The following is a 17,071-nucleotide window of genomic DNA, read 5'->3' on the forward strand; positions in this document are numbered from 1 at the left end:
CCCCCGGGTCGGGACTCGCGCGGCTACCCGGGCGCTGGAAGTGCTCATCCGACACACGCTACCGACCTTCACCGACATCGCTCAACGCCCGGACCATCCTCTGCGCCGACTCTTCAAGCGAGAGCCTCGCCCGCTCAACCGTCGACGCCGCGTCCCAATCCGCCTGCACGCCGACAGAAAGCGCATACCTCACTCGCCCGTCGCGCAGAATCGGCACCGCCATCAACGGTAGAGCGGCAGCCTCCGCATGCGCGCCGCCGACGATCGCCTCGCCGTACGTCCACACCGCGGCGTCGCCCCCGCAAGCGCTCCGCACGCCGCGAGCCACGTCGCCGAACTGCCCGCCGCAAAAACCCGTGCCGCCAATCGCGAAGCGCGCCCCCACCCGGGTCGCCGCACACGCGCCGCCTGGATCGTCCGGTAACGCCTGCGCGATCACGACAGCCTGCATACCGTCGAGCGCCAGCCATTGCGCCGCCGCTAACGTCCGATTCGCCAGCTCGCGGAGCACGGGTGCCGCCACCCTCACGACCGACGCCCCGTCCAGAAAGCTTGTCCCGATGCCCAGCACGGCGGGCCCGGGACTCAGACGCCCCGCCTCGTCTTCCACCAGAAAACCCAAAGACGCCAGACTGCGCACCAGACGCGCGACCGTGCTGCGCGGCGCATCCAGATAAGCAACCAGTTCGCTCATCGCCCATTTCGGCCGCGCCGTCGAAAACACCTGCATCAACCGCAGCCCGCGCACCAATGCAGGCACCAGGTTCGATACCGACGCGCAAGCCTGGCCGTCGCCCGCCTCCGCCACAGCGCCACCCGATGAACTCATCTCCCCCTCATCGACCACCACGCCGCTCCAGATCGAGTGGATCGGGCGCGGACTTGACATACGCCCTGGGCGGCATCCCGGCCCAGCGCCGAAACGCGCGCGCAAAGGCCTTCTCGGAGGTATAGCCGACACGCTCCGCCACCTCGATCAACCGGCTGCGGCCACGCGTCAACTCGCCCGCCGCGAGATACATCCGGTATGCCGTCAAATGCGCGATCGGCGTTTCGCCGACCAGCTCGAGAAAGCGCACGCTGAACCCCGAGCGCGACAACCCGGCCGCCGTCGCGAGATTCGCCACCGTCCACGCCTTCGCGGGCGTCCGATGGATCAGCGCCATCGCCTGACCGATCTGCGGATCGGCCATGCCGCGCAACCAGCCGGTATGCCCGCCGGTGCTGCTCGACAGATGCGCGCGCAGCAGATGAATGAACAGCACGTCGGCAAGACGCGCGGCGGCCATCGCCCAGCCGGGCTGCGCCGCCATCGATTCCTGAATGAAGCTGGTCAAGGTATTGGCAAGCCACGGCGCGATTGCGGCATCGCCGGAACGAATGTGAATCAGTGGCGGCAGCATGCCGAGAAAAGGATTGCGCATCGACTCGCGAAACACGACGATGCCCGTGTACAACTCGCTCAACGCGCCCTCGCCACCCGCCGAAAAAGCCAGCGGCGTATCGAAGCGCGGCTCGATGCCCTGACTCGCCATCAGTTCGTCGAACGGCACGGGCACTTCGTCGAGCGCCGAGCACATCACATGCTCGTGGCCGTGCGGCAGCAACACGAAGTCGCCGGGTTCGACCCGCACGGGCTGCATCCCCTTGACGACGATATAGAACGGATTACCCGAACAGGTGCGGAACGGCGCGCCGGCCACCGCGGGCTTGTTGAAGGCCCACGGCGCCGCCAGCGAGAATCTGCCGGTCACGACCGTATCGGCCCGCAAGTCGGACAGGACATCGCTCAGCAAATCCATCGGTTCGTCCCTCCCTTGCGTGCACCGCGTCGTCCGCATGCCGGCTGCACCCGCCGCTCGCCTCATGCTAGAAACGCTGCTGGATGCCGACCATCACGCCGAGCTGATCGGCGCCGGTTTGCACGGTGCCGGCCGCAGCCACCGGCGCGGCGGCCTTCTGGCTGTTGAGCATATAACCGAGCGACGAGTACACCGACGTGCGCTTCGACAGAAAGTAGGTCGCACGCGCGATCAGCAGCGTCGAGTCGGAGACGCTCCTGACGTTATATCGCACCATTTGCGTGTCGAGTGAAAGCGCCGGCAGCGCGAAATAGTTCACTCCGACAAAAAACAGATCCGTCTGACTATGAACCGCCGCCGACGTGTTGCGCCGCTCCCAGCCGCCGCCGAGTTTCGCGTCGCCGTATTTGACGTAAGCGTCGACGATGGTCCGGGTATCGGTGTACGCGCTGTTCGTCAACGGCGCGGACGCACCGGTACCGCCGCGCATCACGTCATACGAAGCCGCCATGCCGAAATGCGCCGAATCGTAGGCGGCCAGCGCCGTGTACTGGCGGCAGGCAATGAAGTTGCCGGCCACCTGCCCCGCGCAATCGGTCGCGGACGGGCCCGCCGGTCCCGCGGCGTCGCGACCGAAACTGTAGGTGCCGCCGAGCGTGAAGCCGCCGAATTTGCCGAGGTAGCCGATCGCATTGTCGCTACGCGCATTCGGCAGATAGGTGTCGAAGCTCGCCATCGAATGAATCGACGGGCCGATCACGTCCGCCTGCAGCAACGCGTAATACGACATGTTGATCTGGCGCCCCAGCGTCAGCGTGCCGTACGGGCTGCTGATACCGACGTTCGCGGCACGGCCGAACAGACGGCCGCCGTAGTTCAGTGCGCCGGTGCCGGTGGCAAAACCGCTTTCCAGCTGGAAGAACGCTTGCGTGCCGCCGCCCAGATCTTCAGCGCCGCGCAAGCCGAAGCGCGACGGCACTTCGCCGGTCAGCGCCGGCATGCCGACGACCGAGCCGCCGGTCGCCGCATGGTTGTAATACTGCACGCCGGTGTCGACGATTCCGTACAAGGTCACGCTGCTCTGCGCATGAGCCAGATTCGCCACGCCGAGCAGACACGCTGCCGCAAGATAGTTTCTCATTTCCAAACCCTGGTTAAATTAGCCATCCGAATCATCAGGGCCGCTGGAGCAGCTCTGGTGTTGCCGATGATCCGTCGATTGAAACAGCCCGTCAGGCACGCCCGCGAGTTCGCGGGCATGGCGCGGCGACCTCAGTGATCGGGCGCGCCCGCGAGCACCCAGTTGACGAGGAGCCGCGCGTCGGCGGCGTCGATCCGGTTCGGCGGCATCGGCACATTGCCCCACACGCCCGCGCTACCCTGCTGCACATGCTTGACGAGCAACGCGGCGGCGTTGCTCTGGCCGCTATAACGCGCGGCCACGTCGTGGTAAGCGGGGCCGACGAGCTTCTTGTCCACCGCGTGACAACCGAGGCAGGCGTGCTCGCCGGCCAGCGCCCGCGCGCGGTTGAAATCGGTGTCCGCGTGCGCGTGAACGGCAACGCACGCGAATGCAACCAGCAGAGTGGTTCTTTTCATAAAGCCTTCTTCAACAAGTGGGGAAAAACAGTCGACGGCAGCGCCCGGCTGCCCGGAAAATCAAACGTCGAAACGCTGTGGCAGCGGCATCGAACGCAAGCGCTGTCCCGTGGCGCGAAACAGCGCGGCGGCCACTGCCGGCGCAACCGGCGGCAACGCGACTTCGCCGCAACCTTGAGGCGCGCGGTCGCTCGGCACGATCACGGTTTCCACCTTCGGCATCTCGGAGAGATTGAGCAGCGGATAGTCCGCGAAATTGCTTTGCACGACGGCGCCTTTCGCAAACGTGATTTCGCTCTTGAACGTGTTGGTGAGCGCGAAGCCGATGCCGCCTTCGATCGCTTCCTGAATCAGCATCGGATTGATCGGCCGGCCGCAGTCGACGGCGCACACCACACGCTCGACTTTCACCTGCCCGTGTACAAGACGCAGTTCGACGATCGTCGCGACATAGGTGGTAAATGCGCCGCCACGGCCGGTATAGAGGCAGAACGCCATACCGCGGTGCAAGCCAGGCGCGCTCTTGCCGAACCAGTCGGCTCGCGCCGCGGCATGGTCGAGCACCGCGACGCTCAACGGGTCGTGCCGCAGCAGCGCGCGCCGGTAGCGCAGCGGGTCGATTCCCGCAACGTGCGCCAGTTCGTCGATGAAACTCTCGAGAAAAAACACGCTCGACGTGCTGCCGACGCTGCGCATGAAGCTGACCGGAATCGGCTGCGGCACATGCAGCGAATCGACCAGCAGATTCGGCACGCCGTAGCAAAGATCGTAAATGCCGTCGAGCATGGTTTCATCCCAGCCGCCGGCTTTGTCGAAGAAGTCGGGTTTGATCGACTTGTACAGCGACTGGCCGACAACCCGCGCGTGCAGCGCCGTGGGCAAGCCGTCCGTGCCCAGCACCGCGCGCATACGCGCCGACGCGCAAGGACGGTAGAAACCGTGTTGAATGTCGTCTTCGCGCGAACGGATCACCTTGACCGGACACCCGACCGCTTTCGAGGCCACCGCCGCGTGCACAACAAAGTCGGGCACATACTTGCGGCCGAAGCTGCCGCCGAGAAACGTCGTGTTGACGATCACTTTCGCCGCAGGCACTTTGAAGATCGCGGCCAGGGTCCAGCGCACCTTGTCCTGCCCCTGGATTGGCCCCCACACGTCGACCTCGCCGTCGCGCACGTGCACGGTCGCGTTGACCGGCTCCATGGTCGCGTGGACGAGATACGGCGTGTGATAGTCGGCTTGCACGACGGCAGGCGAGCCGTGCCCGGCCTCCGCGAAACGCGCTTGCGGATCGCCGAGACAGGTCGCGACGACCGCGTGCGCGGATTGCAGCGCGCCCTTGCGTTCGTCGAGAATCGTCGCGCTGTCGAACGGACCACCCGCCGGCGTGTCCCACTCCACCTGTGCGGCGTCGCACGCCAGCTTTGCCTGCCAATACGTATCGGCGACGACGATGAGCGCATCTTTCGCCAGCACCGTATCGACCACGCCCGGCATCTTTCGCACGGTGTCGGCATTGGTGACGCGCAACGGTTTACCGCCGAGCGTCGGCGCCATTTTGACGGCACCCGTCAGCATGCCAGGCACCTGAACATCGATTCCGAATTGCGCCGAACCGTTGACCTTGGCGGGCGCGTCGAGCTTGTGCAACGGCTGGCCGATCAGCTTATGCGCCGATGCGGGCTTGAGCCGGGGATGTGCGGGCAACGGGATCTTCACCGCGTCCGCCACCAGCTCGCCGTAGCTCAACGCGCGGCCGCTTGGAATATGGATGACCTGACCATTGGTGGCCGTGCATTGCGTGCCGCGCACCTTGAAGCGACGCGCGCCGGCTTCGATGAACGCGGCCCGCGCCTGCGCGCCGGCAATCCGCAAGCGCTCGTAGAACATCGTCACCGACATCGAAGCGCCGACGAATTGCTGCGGCATCTCGTTGGCGGCATCGATCCGATAAGCGTCGCGACCGGTCACGAACGTCACCGTGACGTTGCGCCAGTCCGCATCCATTTCGTCGGCAAGCACTTGCGGCAAGCCGGTGTACACACCCTGCCCCACCTCCGCTTGCGACAGGCCGATCACCGTGTGGCCGCTCGCGTCGATACGCACCCAGTCGTTGATCTCATAACTGGGAGCACCACCGTCGCCGGCCCATGCGAGTTCGCTGAAGCTCAACGGCAGGACGAAACTGCCCGCGATCGCCAACCCGCTTTTCAGAAAAACGCGCCGGCTTGCCGAGGCCGCGACGCCCGGTGCGCCGCGCCTCGCGTCAGTATTCCGCGGCGACATGAATAGCCTCGCGGATGCGTTGATAGGTGGCGCAGCGGCACAGATTGGTGATCGCCTGATCGATCTGCGCGTCGGTCGGTTTGGGGGTGTGCGCGAGCAAGGCGGCCGCGGCCATCACCATCCCCGATTGACAGTAGCCGCATTGCGGCACGTCCTTCGCGACCCAGGCGCGTTGCACGGGATGCGTGCCATCGGGCGACAGTGCCTCGATCGTGCGAATCGACTTACCCGCCACCGCGGAAACCGGTAGCACGCACGAGCGCACCGCGTCGCCTTCGAGGTGCACCGTGCACGCGCCGCAAGCGCCGATCCCGCAGCCGTACTTCGTGCCGCACAGCATGGCGTGGTCTCGAATCACCCACAGCAGCGGCGTCTGCGCGTCGCCGTCGAAGGAAAACGGGCGGCCGTTGAGTTCAAATTGCATTGCGTGTCTCCCGGAATGCTGTCGTCTCGATGCAAGCGCCGCGAATGCAGCGACATCGACGAGCAAATTCTCGATGCCGCAAAAATCAGCATCAATGACCGGGAAGCTATAAAAAGGCACCGATCGTCCAGCGCGCGAAAATAACGCTGCGGCGAGCGGACGAGGCTTGTGGAAAGGACCACGGATGAAACGTCGACGGCCAGGCGTCGACGCGAGGTCAATTCGACAGGAGGGGAAGTTCGCGAGAGAGCAGAAAGTCCGCGCAGAACGCACTAGACCGTGGGAGACCACGGCCGGACGCGCCTAACGCGATCCGGCCGCCTAAAACCATTACGCAGGCCGCTTCGGAATATCCAGCCCCCGCACCACCGCCGGACGCGCGACAAACGCCGCCAGCACACGCTTCACATTCGCAAAGTCGTCGATGCCGACCAGATCGCCCGCCTCATAGAACCCAATCAGATTACGCACCCACGGGAAGGTGACGATATCGGCGATCGAATAAGCGTCGCCGAGAATCCAGTCGCGTCCTTCGAGTTGCTGATCCAGCACGCCGAGCAGCCGCTTCGATTCGGCGACGTAACGATCGCGCGGACGCTTGTCCTCGTACTCCTTGCCGGCGAACTTATGAAAGAAGCCGAGTTGCCCGAACATCGGCCCGATGCCGCCCATCTGGAACATCACCCACTGAATCGCTTCATAGCGACCGCCGATGTCCTCCGGAATCAACTTGCCGGCCTTGTCCGCCAGATAGATCAGAATCGCGCCCGATTCGAACAGCGCCAGCGGCCGGCCGCCGGGACCGTTCGGATCGATGATCGCCGGGATCTTGTTGTTCGGATTGAGCGATAGAAACTCGGGCGTCATCTGGTCGTTCGTATCGAAGCGTACGAGATGCGGCTCGTACGGCAAGCCGATCTCCTCGAGCATGATCGACACTTTGACGCCGTTAGGCGTTGGCAGCGAATAGAGCTGAATCCGGTCCGGATGCTCGGCAGGCCATTTCTTCGTGATCGGAAAATCGGAGAGATCGGTCATGGGACGATGTAAGCCTTGTACGAGAGTTGAGCAACGCAGGAGAGCAAATCGAAGTCGCGAGCCAGTTCGAGTCAGTTCGAGCCTTGAAGACCGGCATCGAAATCTCAGCAACGCGAGACCGCGAGATTGCGCGACCGCCAAATATAAACCGACCCGACGGAACGCGTGCGGAAGCGCTCAAGCGCTGCAGGACTTCCGCGCAGCACGTATGGCTTCGAGAGATGGCTGGCGCAAAACCAGGCGGTCACGCGCGCGGCAAAGCTCCTCGACCGCGCGAGAAAGCTCACCACAAGTCCTTGGTCGCCGTGCCGGCGCGCAAGTTATAGCCTTCGCGCCACAACGCCGCACCGACCGTCAGCAGCAACGTCTTCTGCTCACCGTCGAGTAGCTCCCATGCCGCCGCCAGCCACGAGGCGTAGCTTGCGCAGGTCTGCTCCAGATCGACCGGCGCTTTGCCTTCCAGGTACTGCCGTTCGAACATCGAAAGCAATTTTTCGGGTGTCATGGGCGCGATCTCCGGGTTGGATCCCCAAGTCTAATGGCGACACACCACGCGCGGCGCACTCCCACGGTTCACTGCGGGTTACTCCCAGGCGGAATCCGACCAACGCCGCAACCTGCCCGCCATCCGATCCGCGGCCCAAAACGGAAAAGGCGCCGAAGCGCCTTTCCGATCCATCGACAATCAGCACAGCAAACCGGATTACGGCGCGTTGCGCTTTGCATTGTCCTTGGCGTCTTCCTTGGCATCGCCATAGGCCTTCTGCACCTTGCCCGCACCTTGTTGCAAGTCACCCTTCAGTTCCTTACCGGGGTTGTTCGTCGCCTTGCCGACGGCTTCGTTGACCTTCCCCTTGATCTGCTCGCCCACACCCTTCACCTGATCCTTGTTCATGATCGGCTCCTTTATCTCGAATGCCGGCGCGAGATTACGCCAGTATCCCTATCGAGCAACGCGTGTGCCCGCCGTCGGGAACGTGCTTTTTCGCCCTAGGCGCCATACTCAAAAAAATAATCGGAAAAGGTCTAAAGATTCGCCCCCGCCTGCCGTAAAGCTGCGAAGGAGGTGCCATGGACCGCACATTCATTACGCTGACGGGTTCGTCCCAGGCCGCGCTGGTCGACCGGGATATCGCGCACATTTCGCGCGCAATGCGGCTTTCTTTACACGGGGATCTCGGCGGTCCGATCCTGCCTCCCGCCTATTGGCGCCAGCGTTTATACACGCTGCTCGACACCGGCTATCTCTCCCACGCGCAACTGTGCTCGGTGGACAGCCTGCTGCTCCAGCTCGATCAGTTCGCAGCCGAACCGCAACTGGCCTGGGACACCCTCACGCCAGCGGTCGCCGCGCTGTTCCCACCGCCTTATCCCGTCGATAACAGCCGCCTCGTTTGAGGTGGAATCCGGGCGCCGCTGAGTTTCAGCGCGGCGGGCCTTTGCGCGCCTGCCGCCTCGCCATACCCACATATCCATCAATAAAAAAAATGGCCGCGAATCGCGCTGCGGCCTCAACACGTCGCTACGCAGGGAATTTGCGTCGCTTCGGTAGCGTACACGCCCAACTGTGACAGCCGCGTTTAGCGGATACGCATCGCCGACAGTCGAAATTTTCCACCGCTCTGCGTCGAAAATAGGGAAAAAGGGACGACCTTAGGTCATAATGTCCGCAAAAATTCCCAGCAAGGACTTCCGTGACCCTCGCCGCACCGCTCGAACTGCTCCGACAGGCGCGCGCCCGCTTCACTCAACGCGAAATCGCCGCGCACGTCGGCAAAGACATCAAGACGGTGCGCCGCTGGGAAAAAGGCGCGACCCCGTGCCCCGCGATGCTGGAGCCGGCCTTGCGCGATCTGCTGCAAGGCAACGCGCGAATCGATGGCGGTCACGTACGCAAAACCGCCGGCGGCGCCTCGTTCCGTTTCGTCGATCTGTTCGCCGGCATCGGCGGTATTCGCATGGGTTTCGAAGCGCAAGGCGGCGAGTGTGTATTCACCAGCGAGTGGAACGATTTTTCCACCAAGACGTACCGCGAGAACTATCCGGGCGGTGCCGAGCATGCGCTGATCGGCGACATCTTGACGTTTCCGGCGGAAGACGTGCCGAGCCACGACGTGCTGCTCGGCGGCTTTCCGTGCCAGCCGTTTTCGATCGCCGGCGTCAGCAAGAAAAACGCCCTCGGGCGGCCGCACGGTTTCGAATGCACGACGCAAGGCACGCTCTTTTTCGACGTCGCGCGCATCATCGCGGCCAAGCGCCCCGCCGCTTTTTTGCTGGAGAACGTGAAGAACCTGCTGTCGCACGACAAAGGCCGCACCTTCGACGTGATCCTGCAAACCCTGCGCGACGAACTGGGCTACGAAGTGCATTACCGCGTGATCGACGGTCAGCATTTCACGCCGCAGCATCGGGAGCGGATCCTCATCGTCGGCTTTCGCGGCAAGACCTCGTTCTCGTGGGACGATCTGCGCTTGCCGGAACACGGCCCGCGCCTCGGCTCGATCCTGCATCGCACGGACGGCAGCGAACCGGTGCTGCCGTGGGACCACGACCGCTTCTTCGATCACACCGCCAAACGCGTCCAGCCGAAGTACACGCTCACGTCGAATCTTTGGACCTACCTGCAGAACTACGCGGAAAAGCACCGCGCGGCGGGCAATGGTTTCGGCTTCGGCATGGCGTATCCGGATAGCGTCACGCGTACGCTGTCGGCGCGTTATCACAAGGACGGCTCCGAGATTCTGGTCTATCAAGGAGAGTCGCTGCGCCCACGCCGCCTCACCCCACGCGAATGCGCGCGGCTGATGGGTTTTCCCGACACCTTCCGGATCCCTGTCAGCGACACCCAGGCTTACCGGCAGTTCGGCAACAGCGTCGTCATGCCCGTCATGCGCGAAGTGGCGCGCATCATGCTGCCGCATGTGCAAACCCTGCTCGCCGAGGAGACGCCCCGTGGTTCGAAGCAAGCCCTCTCGCTGTACGCCTGACCACCTCGCTGCGCCGTGCGGTGAAGACCGGCGCGGACGCGTCTGAACATGGTCGATATCGTCGATAGCGCGACCCGCAGCCGCATGATGTCCGGCATCCGCGGTCGCAATACGAAGCCGGAAATCCTGATCCGCAGCCTGCTGCATCGGCAAGGCTTCCGCTTCCGTCTCGACGCGCGCGATCTGCCGGGACGTCCCGACATCGTGCTGCCGCGCTACCGCGCCGTGGTGCTGGTGCACGGCTGCTTCTGGCACGGTCACGACTGTCATCTTTTCAAATGGCCGCAAACGCGGCCCGAGTTCTGGCGCGACAAGATCGGCCGTAATCGCAGCAACGACGACAAGGTGAGCGCGGCCTTGCTCGCCGACGGCTGGCGCGTCGCGGTGGTGTGGGAATGCGCATTGCGTGGTGCCAATCGCGATATCGCGGGCGTGCTGGAGCGGCTGGTGGCGTGGTTGAAGAGCGACGCGCCGAGCTTCGAGGAACGCGGCTGAAAGCCGCTTGTAGCCTGCCCGTGTGGAGCGAATCCCGGAGCGGCTGGTGATACACTCGATTGGCTCACCCGGGGCCTCGCCGCGCGTTGTTTCAGCGCTCGCCGCAAGCTCCAAGCGGCAGCCAAACCGCCCGCCCCGATCGGCGCAGAACCACTTACTAGGGAGACACATCATGGCTGATTTCCGTCTCTGGTCCGACGACTTCCCCACCAACGGCTTCATGCCGAAAGCCCACGAGTATCACGACAAAGCGTTCGGCGTGGACGGCGAAAACATCTCGCCGGTCTTGCACTGGGACGCACCGCCGGCCGACACCCAAAGCTTCGCGCTCACCGTTCACGATCCCGACGCGCCGACCGGCAGCGGCTTCTGGCATTGGGTCGTGGTGAACATTCCGGCCGAGGCCCGCACACTGCCGCGCGACGCCGGTAAAGCGGACGGCTCGCTGCTGCCGCAAGGCGCGCTGCAACTGCGCAACGACTACGGCACGGCCGGCTTCGGCGGCGCCGCGCCGCCCCGGGGCGACAGGGCGCATCGCTACATCTTCCGTCTGCATGCGCTGAAGGTGCCGCATCTGCCGATCGACGCGGAAACCACCAACGCGGTCGCGCGCTTCATGACGCATCTGAACGAACTCGACTCGACCACGCACACGGGTCTGTACGAACTGAAGTAACGCGGCGAACGCGCGGCCGGCGTGCGCTTTGCGGCGCCGGTCGCGTACGTAGTGAATCGACACCGGCGTGTCCGGCACAGGCGGGCACGCGGGCGGTCAGTCGCGTGCTCTGTCTCACCCCCCATTCGAACAATCGATGCACGCACAACCATCGCGCGAAGACGGCGCTCCGCCCTCTCCCACCCCATCGCTATCGGACAGCACCGAACAAGGCCTGCCGATTCCGCAGCGTTACTGGGCGATGCTGGTGATCGCGCTCGCGCTGACGCTGGCGGTGCTCGACAGCGCGATCGCCAACGTCGCGCTACCGACGATCGCGCGCACGCTGCACGCCAGCGCGGCCAGCTCGATCTGGGTCGTCAACGCGTACCAGTTGGCCATCACCATTTCGCTGTTGCCGCTCGCGTCGCTCGGCGATCGGATCGGCTACCGGCGCATCTATCTGGGCGGCCTGATCCTGTTCACGGTGGCGTCGTTCGGTTGCGCGTTGTCGACCTCGCTGAACACCCTCGCGCTCGCGCGCGTGGTCCAGGGCTTCGGCGCGGCCGGCGTGATGAGCGTGAATACCGCGCTGGTGCGGATGATCTATCCGCCCGCGCGACTCGGTCGCGGCGTCGCGATCAACGCGATGGTGGTCGCGGTGTCGTCGGCGATCGGGCCGACCATCGCGTCCGGCGTGCTCGCGGTCGCGTCGTGGCCGTGGCTGTTCGCGATCAACGTGCCGATCGGCATCGCGGCGATCGTCGGCGGCTTCAAGGCGCTGCCGATGAACCCCGGTCACGAATCGCCCTACGACTACCTGAGCGCGGTGATGAACGCGTTCGTGTTCGGCCTGCTGATCTTCGCCGTCGACGGACTCGGCCACGGCGAACAACTCGGCTACGTCCTGCTCGAAGCGGTCGGCGCAGTGGTGATCGGCTACTTCTTCGTGCGTCGTCAGTTGACGCAGTCGGCGCCGTTGCTGCCGATCGATCTATTGAAAATTCCCGTGTTTGCGCTGTCGATCGGCACGTCGGTCTGTTCGTTCTGCGCGCAGATGCTGGCCTTCGTGTCGCTGCCGTTTTTGCTGCAGGAGACCTTGGGGTTGTCGCAGGTGGAAACCGGTCTGCTGATGACGCCATGGCCGGCGGTGATCATCATCGCCGCGCCGATTGCCGGCGTGCTGTCGGACAAGGTGTCGTCGGGCTGGCTGGGCGGCATCGGCCTCGCCGCGATGACCCTCGGCCTGCTGCTGCTCGCCACGCTCGGCGCGCATCCGGACGCCATGCAGATCGCGTGGCGCATGGCCTTGTGCGGCGCGGGCTTCGGCATTTTTCAGTCGCCGAACAATCGCACCATGTTGTCGGCCGCGCCGCGCGAACGCAGCGGCGGCGCGAGCGGCATGCTGGGCACCGCGCGCCTGACCGGGCAGACGCTCGGCGCGGCGCTGGTCGCGCTGATCTTCGGCATCGCGCCGCAGAATGGGCCGACGGTCGCGCTGTATGTAGCCGCGGGTTTTTCGGCGGTCGCCGCGGTCGTCAGTACGTTGCGGGTCAGACAGCGGATCAGCACGCAACCGGCGTGAGGTTTTTATCGGCGGGTTAAAGCCCGCTGTCGGTCAGACGAGCCCATGCACGAAGGGCGCGAATCGCAACATGCGATTCGCGCCCTTCCTGTTTTCGTCCTTCAATCTTTATCAGACGTGATCAGCCTGCGTGCCGTCACCCACCGGTCACGACGACGACGATGCCGTCACGTCAGCGAGCTTTACCGCTTTGGCCGTCACCGAAGAAGCCGTCGCGACGTTGCGCAGATCGCCGAGGAACGTATCGCGCCACACCGAGAGATTGTTTTCGCGCATCGGCGCCATCATGTCAGCGTGACGCGCCTGGCGTTCGGCGAGCGGCATCGACAATGCGCGCTCCAGCGCCTCGGCCATTTGCGACAGATCGAACGGATTGACCACCAGCGCGCCCGGCAACTGCTCAGCCGCCCCAGCGAATTGCGACAGCACCAGCACGCCCGGATCGGCGGGGTCCTGCGACGCGACGTATTCCTTGGCAACGAGGTTCATCCCGTCGCGCAGCGGCGTCACATAACCCACCTGCGATTGCCGGAACAGCGCCATCAGCAGATTGCGTTCGTACTTGCGGTTCAGGTATTGGATCGGCGTCCAGTCGAGCTGCGCGAAGCGACCGTTGATGCGGCCGGCCTCGCCTTCCAGCGTCTGACGAATCCGCTGATACGTCGCCACGTCCGCGCGGGTCGGCGGTGCGATCTGCACCAGCGAAACCCGGCCATGCCAGCCCGGCGCATTCAGCAGCAGACGTTCGAACGCCTGGAAGCGCTCCACCAGCCCCTTCGAATAATCGAGCCGGTCGACGCTCATGATCAGCTTGCGACCGCGCATGCCGTCGCGCAGACTGCGCACCGGTTTGCGATCGGTGAACTGCTCGGCGGCCTTGGCGATCGCGTCCGGATAGATACCGATCGGATACGCGCCCACTTTCAGGAAGCGGTTGTACGCGTGCACCATGCCGTCTTCGCTCGACGTGCCATGCTGACCGCGCTCAATAAAATCGACGAACGACTGACGATCCGCTTCCGTCTGGAAGCCGACCACGTCGTAGCTGCACATGGCCTTGACCAGCTCCTCGTGCGGCGGAATCGTGCGCAGCACCTCCGGCACCGGAAACGGAATATGCAGGAAAAAGCCGATCGGATTCTTCACGCCCAGCTCGCGCAGGCAGCGCGCGAACGGCAGCAGATGATAGTCGTGCACCCAGATGATGTCGTCGGGCTTGAGCAACTCCTTGAGTTGCTTCGCGAGCGTCGCGTTCACGCGCTGATAGCCCGCGTATTCCTGCCGGTCGTAGCGCGACAGGTCATTGCGATAGTGGAACGTCGGCCACAGCGTGGCGTTGGAAAAGCCGCGGTAGTACTGGTCATAGTCGCGCTTGGTCAGACCCACGGTCGCGTACGTCACATTGCCTTGCTTCTCGATGACCGGAGCGGACGGCTCCGCCACCGTCTCGCCGCTCCAGCCGAACCAGACTCCGCCGGTTTCCTTCAACGCGTCCAGCACGCCGATCGCCAGGCCACCCGCTGCGGGCCGGCCTTCCTGGGTCGGTGCGACACGATTCGATACCACGATCAGTCTGCTCATTGGTTAATGCTCCACCTGGTTCAGTTGCTTCGTTGTAGTCGGATATGTGCCAAAAAGGTGCACGCAAGTCGCGTGCCTTTTTATGAGATGTTGGAAATAAAAATGTATGCAAATGTGACCGACGAGCAGAAACGCGCAACGCCAGCGCGTCGCGAAGAAATTTTTTCTGCTTTGTATGAGGAAACAGGAAGCCTGGCTGCCGGCCGCCAACGCGGCCCGAACCCGCCCTACGCGTCCTGCTCCGAGCCCAGATCGCGCTGGTACTCCAGCCCTTCCTGACGCACGCCGCCCTGGTTGTGTTCGCCGTCCGGCGGGGCGTCGGGCGCGACGCGGTTCTGCGCGGCCGGATCGTGCGACGCGGGTGAATCGGGCGGATTGGCCAGATTATCGGGCGGCCCGCTCTTGCTGCCGCCCGGCCGGGCGTCGCGCTTCGTATGGCGCGCTGAGCGTCGCAGTGCTGGATGTCTCATGTTCGATGCCTCCAAGGGAAGCCCGCCGCAAGATGAGCGGCATCAGTACAGTCTAGGGGTCACGACGGCAAATTGCCGGTAAAAGAGTCGTCGGCTTTGTAACAAGTACATAAAATCGCTGCGCCGAACTGTGGCGCAGCGCACCAAGCGTGTCAGAGTTGCATGCGCGGCGAGTCGGACGGCGGTCGCATGCTGGCTTGTGGCGTTTGCGTGGGTTGCGGCGGCGGGTCGCCGATCGGCGGGCCGACCGGTTCGATGGGTTCGATAGCGGGCGGCGCCGGACTCGGCACCGTGTCGGGCTCGCCGGGCGTGGGCGGAGGAATCGGCGGCGCCGACGGCGGTTCGATCGGCTCGGGACGATGAGCGTGCTTCGACAGGGGAAGCGCGGGAGCGGCGGTGGTGTCCGGCATATGGGTTATCCTCGTTTGCGTTCCGGTGCTATGGAATGCAGCAAGGCGTGTGCCGTTGTAGCCGCGGCCGCGAGGCGCTGAAGGGATGACGCGGGGCATGAAGCGTTCACGCTTGAACGCCTGGCTGTCTGCCAGGCGAGCCCAAGCCGTGACGCGCTTCAGCGTCCGCGATTAAGCGTCTGCGCCGCCCAGGGCGCGCGATTCATCGGCGGCATCGCCGTCGTCGCGCGCGTCGTTGCCGTACTCCACCAGACGGTTGTACAGCGTCTTCAAACTGATGCCGAGAATCTCGGCCGCACGCGTCTTCACGCCGCCGCATTGCTCGAGCGTGGCCAGAATCAACTGACGATCCGCTTCGGCGAGCGACGTGCCGAACGGAATCGTGATCGCCGTACCGGCCGCGGGCTTCGACAGCGTGATCTGCAACGGCACCGTCGCGGTGCTGTCCGAGTCCGTGCCCGACATGATGTGTGCGCGCTGCACGTAATTCTTCAACTCACGCACATTGCCGGGCCACGGATACGACATCAGCATGTCCTTCACGGCGGCGGGGAAATGCTTTTTCGTGGCGTGGCGCTCGTTGAGTTCGTCGAGGAACGCCTGCGCCAGCAGTTCGACGTCTTTGCCGCGATCGCGCAACGGCGGCAAGCTGATCGGAAACACGTTCAGCCGGTGATACAGGTCGAGCCGCAGCTTGCCTTCCAGCACCGCCTGCTCCGGATCGCGGTTGGTCGCCGCGATCAGCCGCACGTCGGTTTCGATTTCCCTGGTCGTGCCGACCCGCATGAACATGCCGGTTTCCAGCACGCGCAGCAGCTTTACCTGCAACTCGATCGGCATCTCGGTGATTTCGTCAAGGAACAGCGTGCCGCCGTTCGCGCGCTCGAAATAGCCCTTGTGCTGACGGTCCGCGCCGGTGAACGAACCGCGTTCGTGGCCGAACATTTCCGACTCGATCAGATTCGGCGAGATCGCGCCGCAATTGACCGCGAGGAACGCGTGTTTGCGGCGCAAGCTCAGTTGGTGCAGCGTCTGCGCGGCGACTTCCTTGCCGGTGCCCGATTCGCCCACCAGCATGACCGAGGCCGCCGTCGGCGCAACCCGGCCGATCTGGTCGTAGACCTCCTGCATGGCCGGCGAATTGCCGAGCATCAAACCAAAGCGGCCCATGCGGCGCAGCTCGCCGCGCAAGGTGCCGATTTCCGCTTTCAGGTCGCCGGCACGCGGCAGGCGCGACAGGATCGCCTTCACGCGCTGCATGTTGATGGGCTTGACCAGATAGTCGGTGGCGCCCATTTTCAGCGCGTTCACGGCCGACTCGACCGTCGCGTGACCGGTAATCACGATCACTTCCACGCCGGAGCGCGGGTCCAGATCTTCGAACAGATCGACCCCGAGGCCGTCGGGTAGCTTCAAATCCGTAAAGACGACATCCGGCATCTGCCGGACCAGTTGAATGCGCGCTTCGCGCAAATCGCCCGCGGTGGCGGTGGTCAGGCCGTCTTCCCCGATGATGGCGGCAAGCGCCTCGCGGGTACTCGCGTCGTCATCGACAATCAGTACATGTGGCATCGCGTCTCGAAAGCCTGCAAGCGTGAGTGGAGAAACATGCTGGGACGCATGTCTAAAAGCGGCTCGGCGGCACTGCGCCCGGCTGCGGCGCATGGTGTTGCGACGTGAGCACACGCTAACTTCGCATACCCTGCCAAACCGGCAACCTGGTTCAATACTGCAACAAT

At 64.3% G+C, this 17,071-nt stretch carries 18 protein-coding genes; 5 read left to right on the forward strand and 13 right to left on the reverse strand.

What is annotated here, in order from left to right; all coding sequences use genetic code 11:
* Positions 1–58: 58 nt before the first annotated feature.
* The 9 genes from FA94_RS37295 to FA94_RS14385 all read right to left on the reverse strand — a co-directional run bounded on the left by FA94_RS37295 (position 59) and on the right by FA94_RS14385 (position 8,044).
* Entirely contained in the window at positions 59–889 is an 831-nt protein-coding gene (locus tag FA94_RS37295; protein WP_081935934.1) for a helix-turn-helix domain-containing protein, read from the reverse strand.
* A complete protein-coding gene (locus FA94_RS14350) occupies positions 837–1,802 on the reverse strand; it encodes an AraC family transcriptional regulator (RefSeq protein WP_035552201.1) in 966 nt (321 codons plus the stop codon). The genes FA94_RS37295 and FA94_RS14350 overlap by 53 nt, the downstream gene beginning before the upstream one ends.
* A 67-nt stretch (positions 1,803–1,869) precedes the next feature.
* On the reverse strand, positions 1,870–2,943 hold the full coding sequence (locus FA94_RS14355; RefSeq protein ID WP_035552203.1) for a porin: 1,074 nt from the start codon (positions 2,941–2,943) through the stop codon (positions 1,870–1,872).
* Between the two features lie 131 nt (positions 2,944–3,074).
* Positions 3,075–3,401: a c-type cytochrome gene (locus FA94_RS14360; protein ID WP_035552205.1), complete on the reverse strand. Its 327-nt coding sequence runs from the start codon at positions 3,399–3,401 to the stop codon at positions 3,075–3,077.
* A gap of 60 nt (positions 3,402–3,461) precedes the next feature.
* The gene (locus tag FA94_RS14365) at positions 3,462–5,687 is read right to left on the reverse strand and encodes a xanthine dehydrogenase family protein molybdopterin-binding subunit (protein ID WP_035552209.1); all 2,226 of its coding nucleotides are present in this window, start codon (positions 5,685–5,687) and stop codon (positions 3,462–3,464) included.
* Complete coding sequence (locus FA94_RS14370) at positions 5,668–6,111, reverse strand: (2Fe-2S)-binding protein (RefSeq protein WP_035552211.1); 444 nt, start codon at positions 6,109–6,111, stop codon at positions 5,668–5,670. Before FA94_RS14370 ends, FA94_RS14365 begins: the two co-directional genes overlap by 20 nt.
* A 330-nt stretch (positions 6,112–6,441) precedes the next feature.
* Positions 6,442–7,149, reverse strand: coding sequence for a glutathione S-transferase N-terminal domain-containing protein (locus FA94_RS14375; RefSeq protein ID WP_035552214.1), 708 nt, complete (start codon positions 7,147–7,149; stop codon positions 6,442–6,444).
* A 283-nt stretch (positions 7,150–7,432) separates the two neighbouring features.
* On the reverse strand, positions 7,433–7,654 hold the full coding sequence (locus FA94_RS14380) for a hypothetical protein (RefSeq protein WP_035552216.1): 222 nt from the start codon (positions 7,652–7,654) through the stop codon (positions 7,433–7,435).
* Between the two features lie 198 nt (positions 7,655–7,852).
* On the reverse strand, positions 7,853–8,044 hold the full coding sequence (locus FA94_RS14385) for a CsbD family protein (RefSeq protein ID WP_035552219.1): 192 nt from the start codon (positions 8,042–8,044) through the stop codon (positions 7,853–7,855).
* Positions 8,045–8,220: 176 nt separating this feature from the next.
* On the opposite strand from FA94_RS14385, the gene FA94_RS14390 reads away from it, so the two are divergent.
* The 5 genes from FA94_RS14390 (at position 8,221) to FA94_RS14410 (ending at position 12,871) form a co-directional block, all read left to right on the forward strand.
* Positions 8,221–8,547 (forward strand): hypothetical protein, encoded by a 327-nt coding sequence (locus tag FA94_RS14390; RefSeq protein WP_035552221.1) that lies wholly within the window; start codon positions 8,221–8,223, stop codon positions 8,545–8,547.
* Positions 8,548–8,843: 296 nt separating this feature from the next.
* Positions 8,844–10,136 (forward strand): DNA (cytosine-5-)-methyltransferase, encoded by a 1,293-nt coding sequence (dcm, locus tag FA94_RS14395; RefSeq protein WP_035552222.1) that lies wholly within the window; start codon positions 8,844–8,846, stop codon positions 10,134–10,136.
* 48 nt (positions 10,137–10,184) lie between these two features.
* The gene (locus tag FA94_RS14400; RefSeq protein ID WP_035552225.1) at positions 10,185–10,631 is read left to right on the forward strand and encodes a very short patch repair endonuclease; all 447 of its coding nucleotides are present in this window, start codon (positions 10,185–10,187) and stop codon (positions 10,629–10,631) included.
* A gap of 172 nt (positions 10,632–10,803) precedes the next feature.
* Complete coding sequence (locus FA94_RS14405; protein WP_035552228.1) at positions 10,804–11,307, forward strand: YbhB/YbcL family Raf kinase inhibitor-like protein; 504 nt, start codon at positions 10,804–10,806, stop codon at positions 11,305–11,307.
* 136 nt (positions 11,308–11,443) lie between these two features.
* On the forward strand, positions 11,444–12,871 hold the full coding sequence (locus tag FA94_RS14410; RefSeq protein ID WP_081935936.1) for an MFS transporter: 1,428 nt from the start codon (positions 11,444–11,446) through the stop codon (positions 12,869–12,871).
* Positions 12,872–13,018: 147 nt separating this feature from the next.
* Here FA94_RS14410 and otsA read toward each other — a convergent pair whose 3' ends face one another.
* The 4 genes from otsA to FA94_RS14430 all read right to left on the reverse strand — a co-directional run bounded on the left by otsA (position 13,019) and on the right by FA94_RS14430 (position 16,904).
* Complete coding sequence (gene otsA / locus FA94_RS14415) at positions 13,019–14,452, reverse strand: alpha,alpha-trehalose-phosphate synthase (UDP-forming) (RefSeq protein ID WP_035552230.1); 1,434 nt, start codon at positions 14,450–14,452, stop codon at positions 13,019–13,021.
* 227 nt (positions 14,453–14,679) lie between these two features.
* A complete protein-coding gene (locus FA94_RS14420; RefSeq protein WP_035552233.1) occupies positions 14,680–14,922 on the reverse strand; it encodes a hypothetical protein in 243 nt (80 codons plus the stop codon).
* 152 nt (positions 14,923–15,074) lie between these two features.
* Positions 15,075–15,332 (reverse strand): hypothetical protein, encoded by a 258-nt coding sequence (locus FA94_RS14425; protein ID WP_035552236.1) that lies wholly within the window; start codon positions 15,330–15,332, stop codon positions 15,075–15,077.
* A 171-nt stretch (positions 15,333–15,503) separates the two neighbouring features.
* Entirely contained in the window at positions 15,504–16,904 is a 1,401-nt protein-coding gene (locus FA94_RS14430) for a sigma-54-dependent transcriptional regulator (RefSeq protein ID WP_035552239.1), read from the reverse strand.
* Between the last annotated feature and the right edge of the window lie 167 nt (positions 16,905–17,071).

The organism is Burkholderia sp. 9120 (assembly GCF_000745015.1).
Lineage (GTDB): Bacteria > Pseudomonadota > Gammaproteobacteria > Burkholderiales > Burkholderiaceae > Paraburkholderia.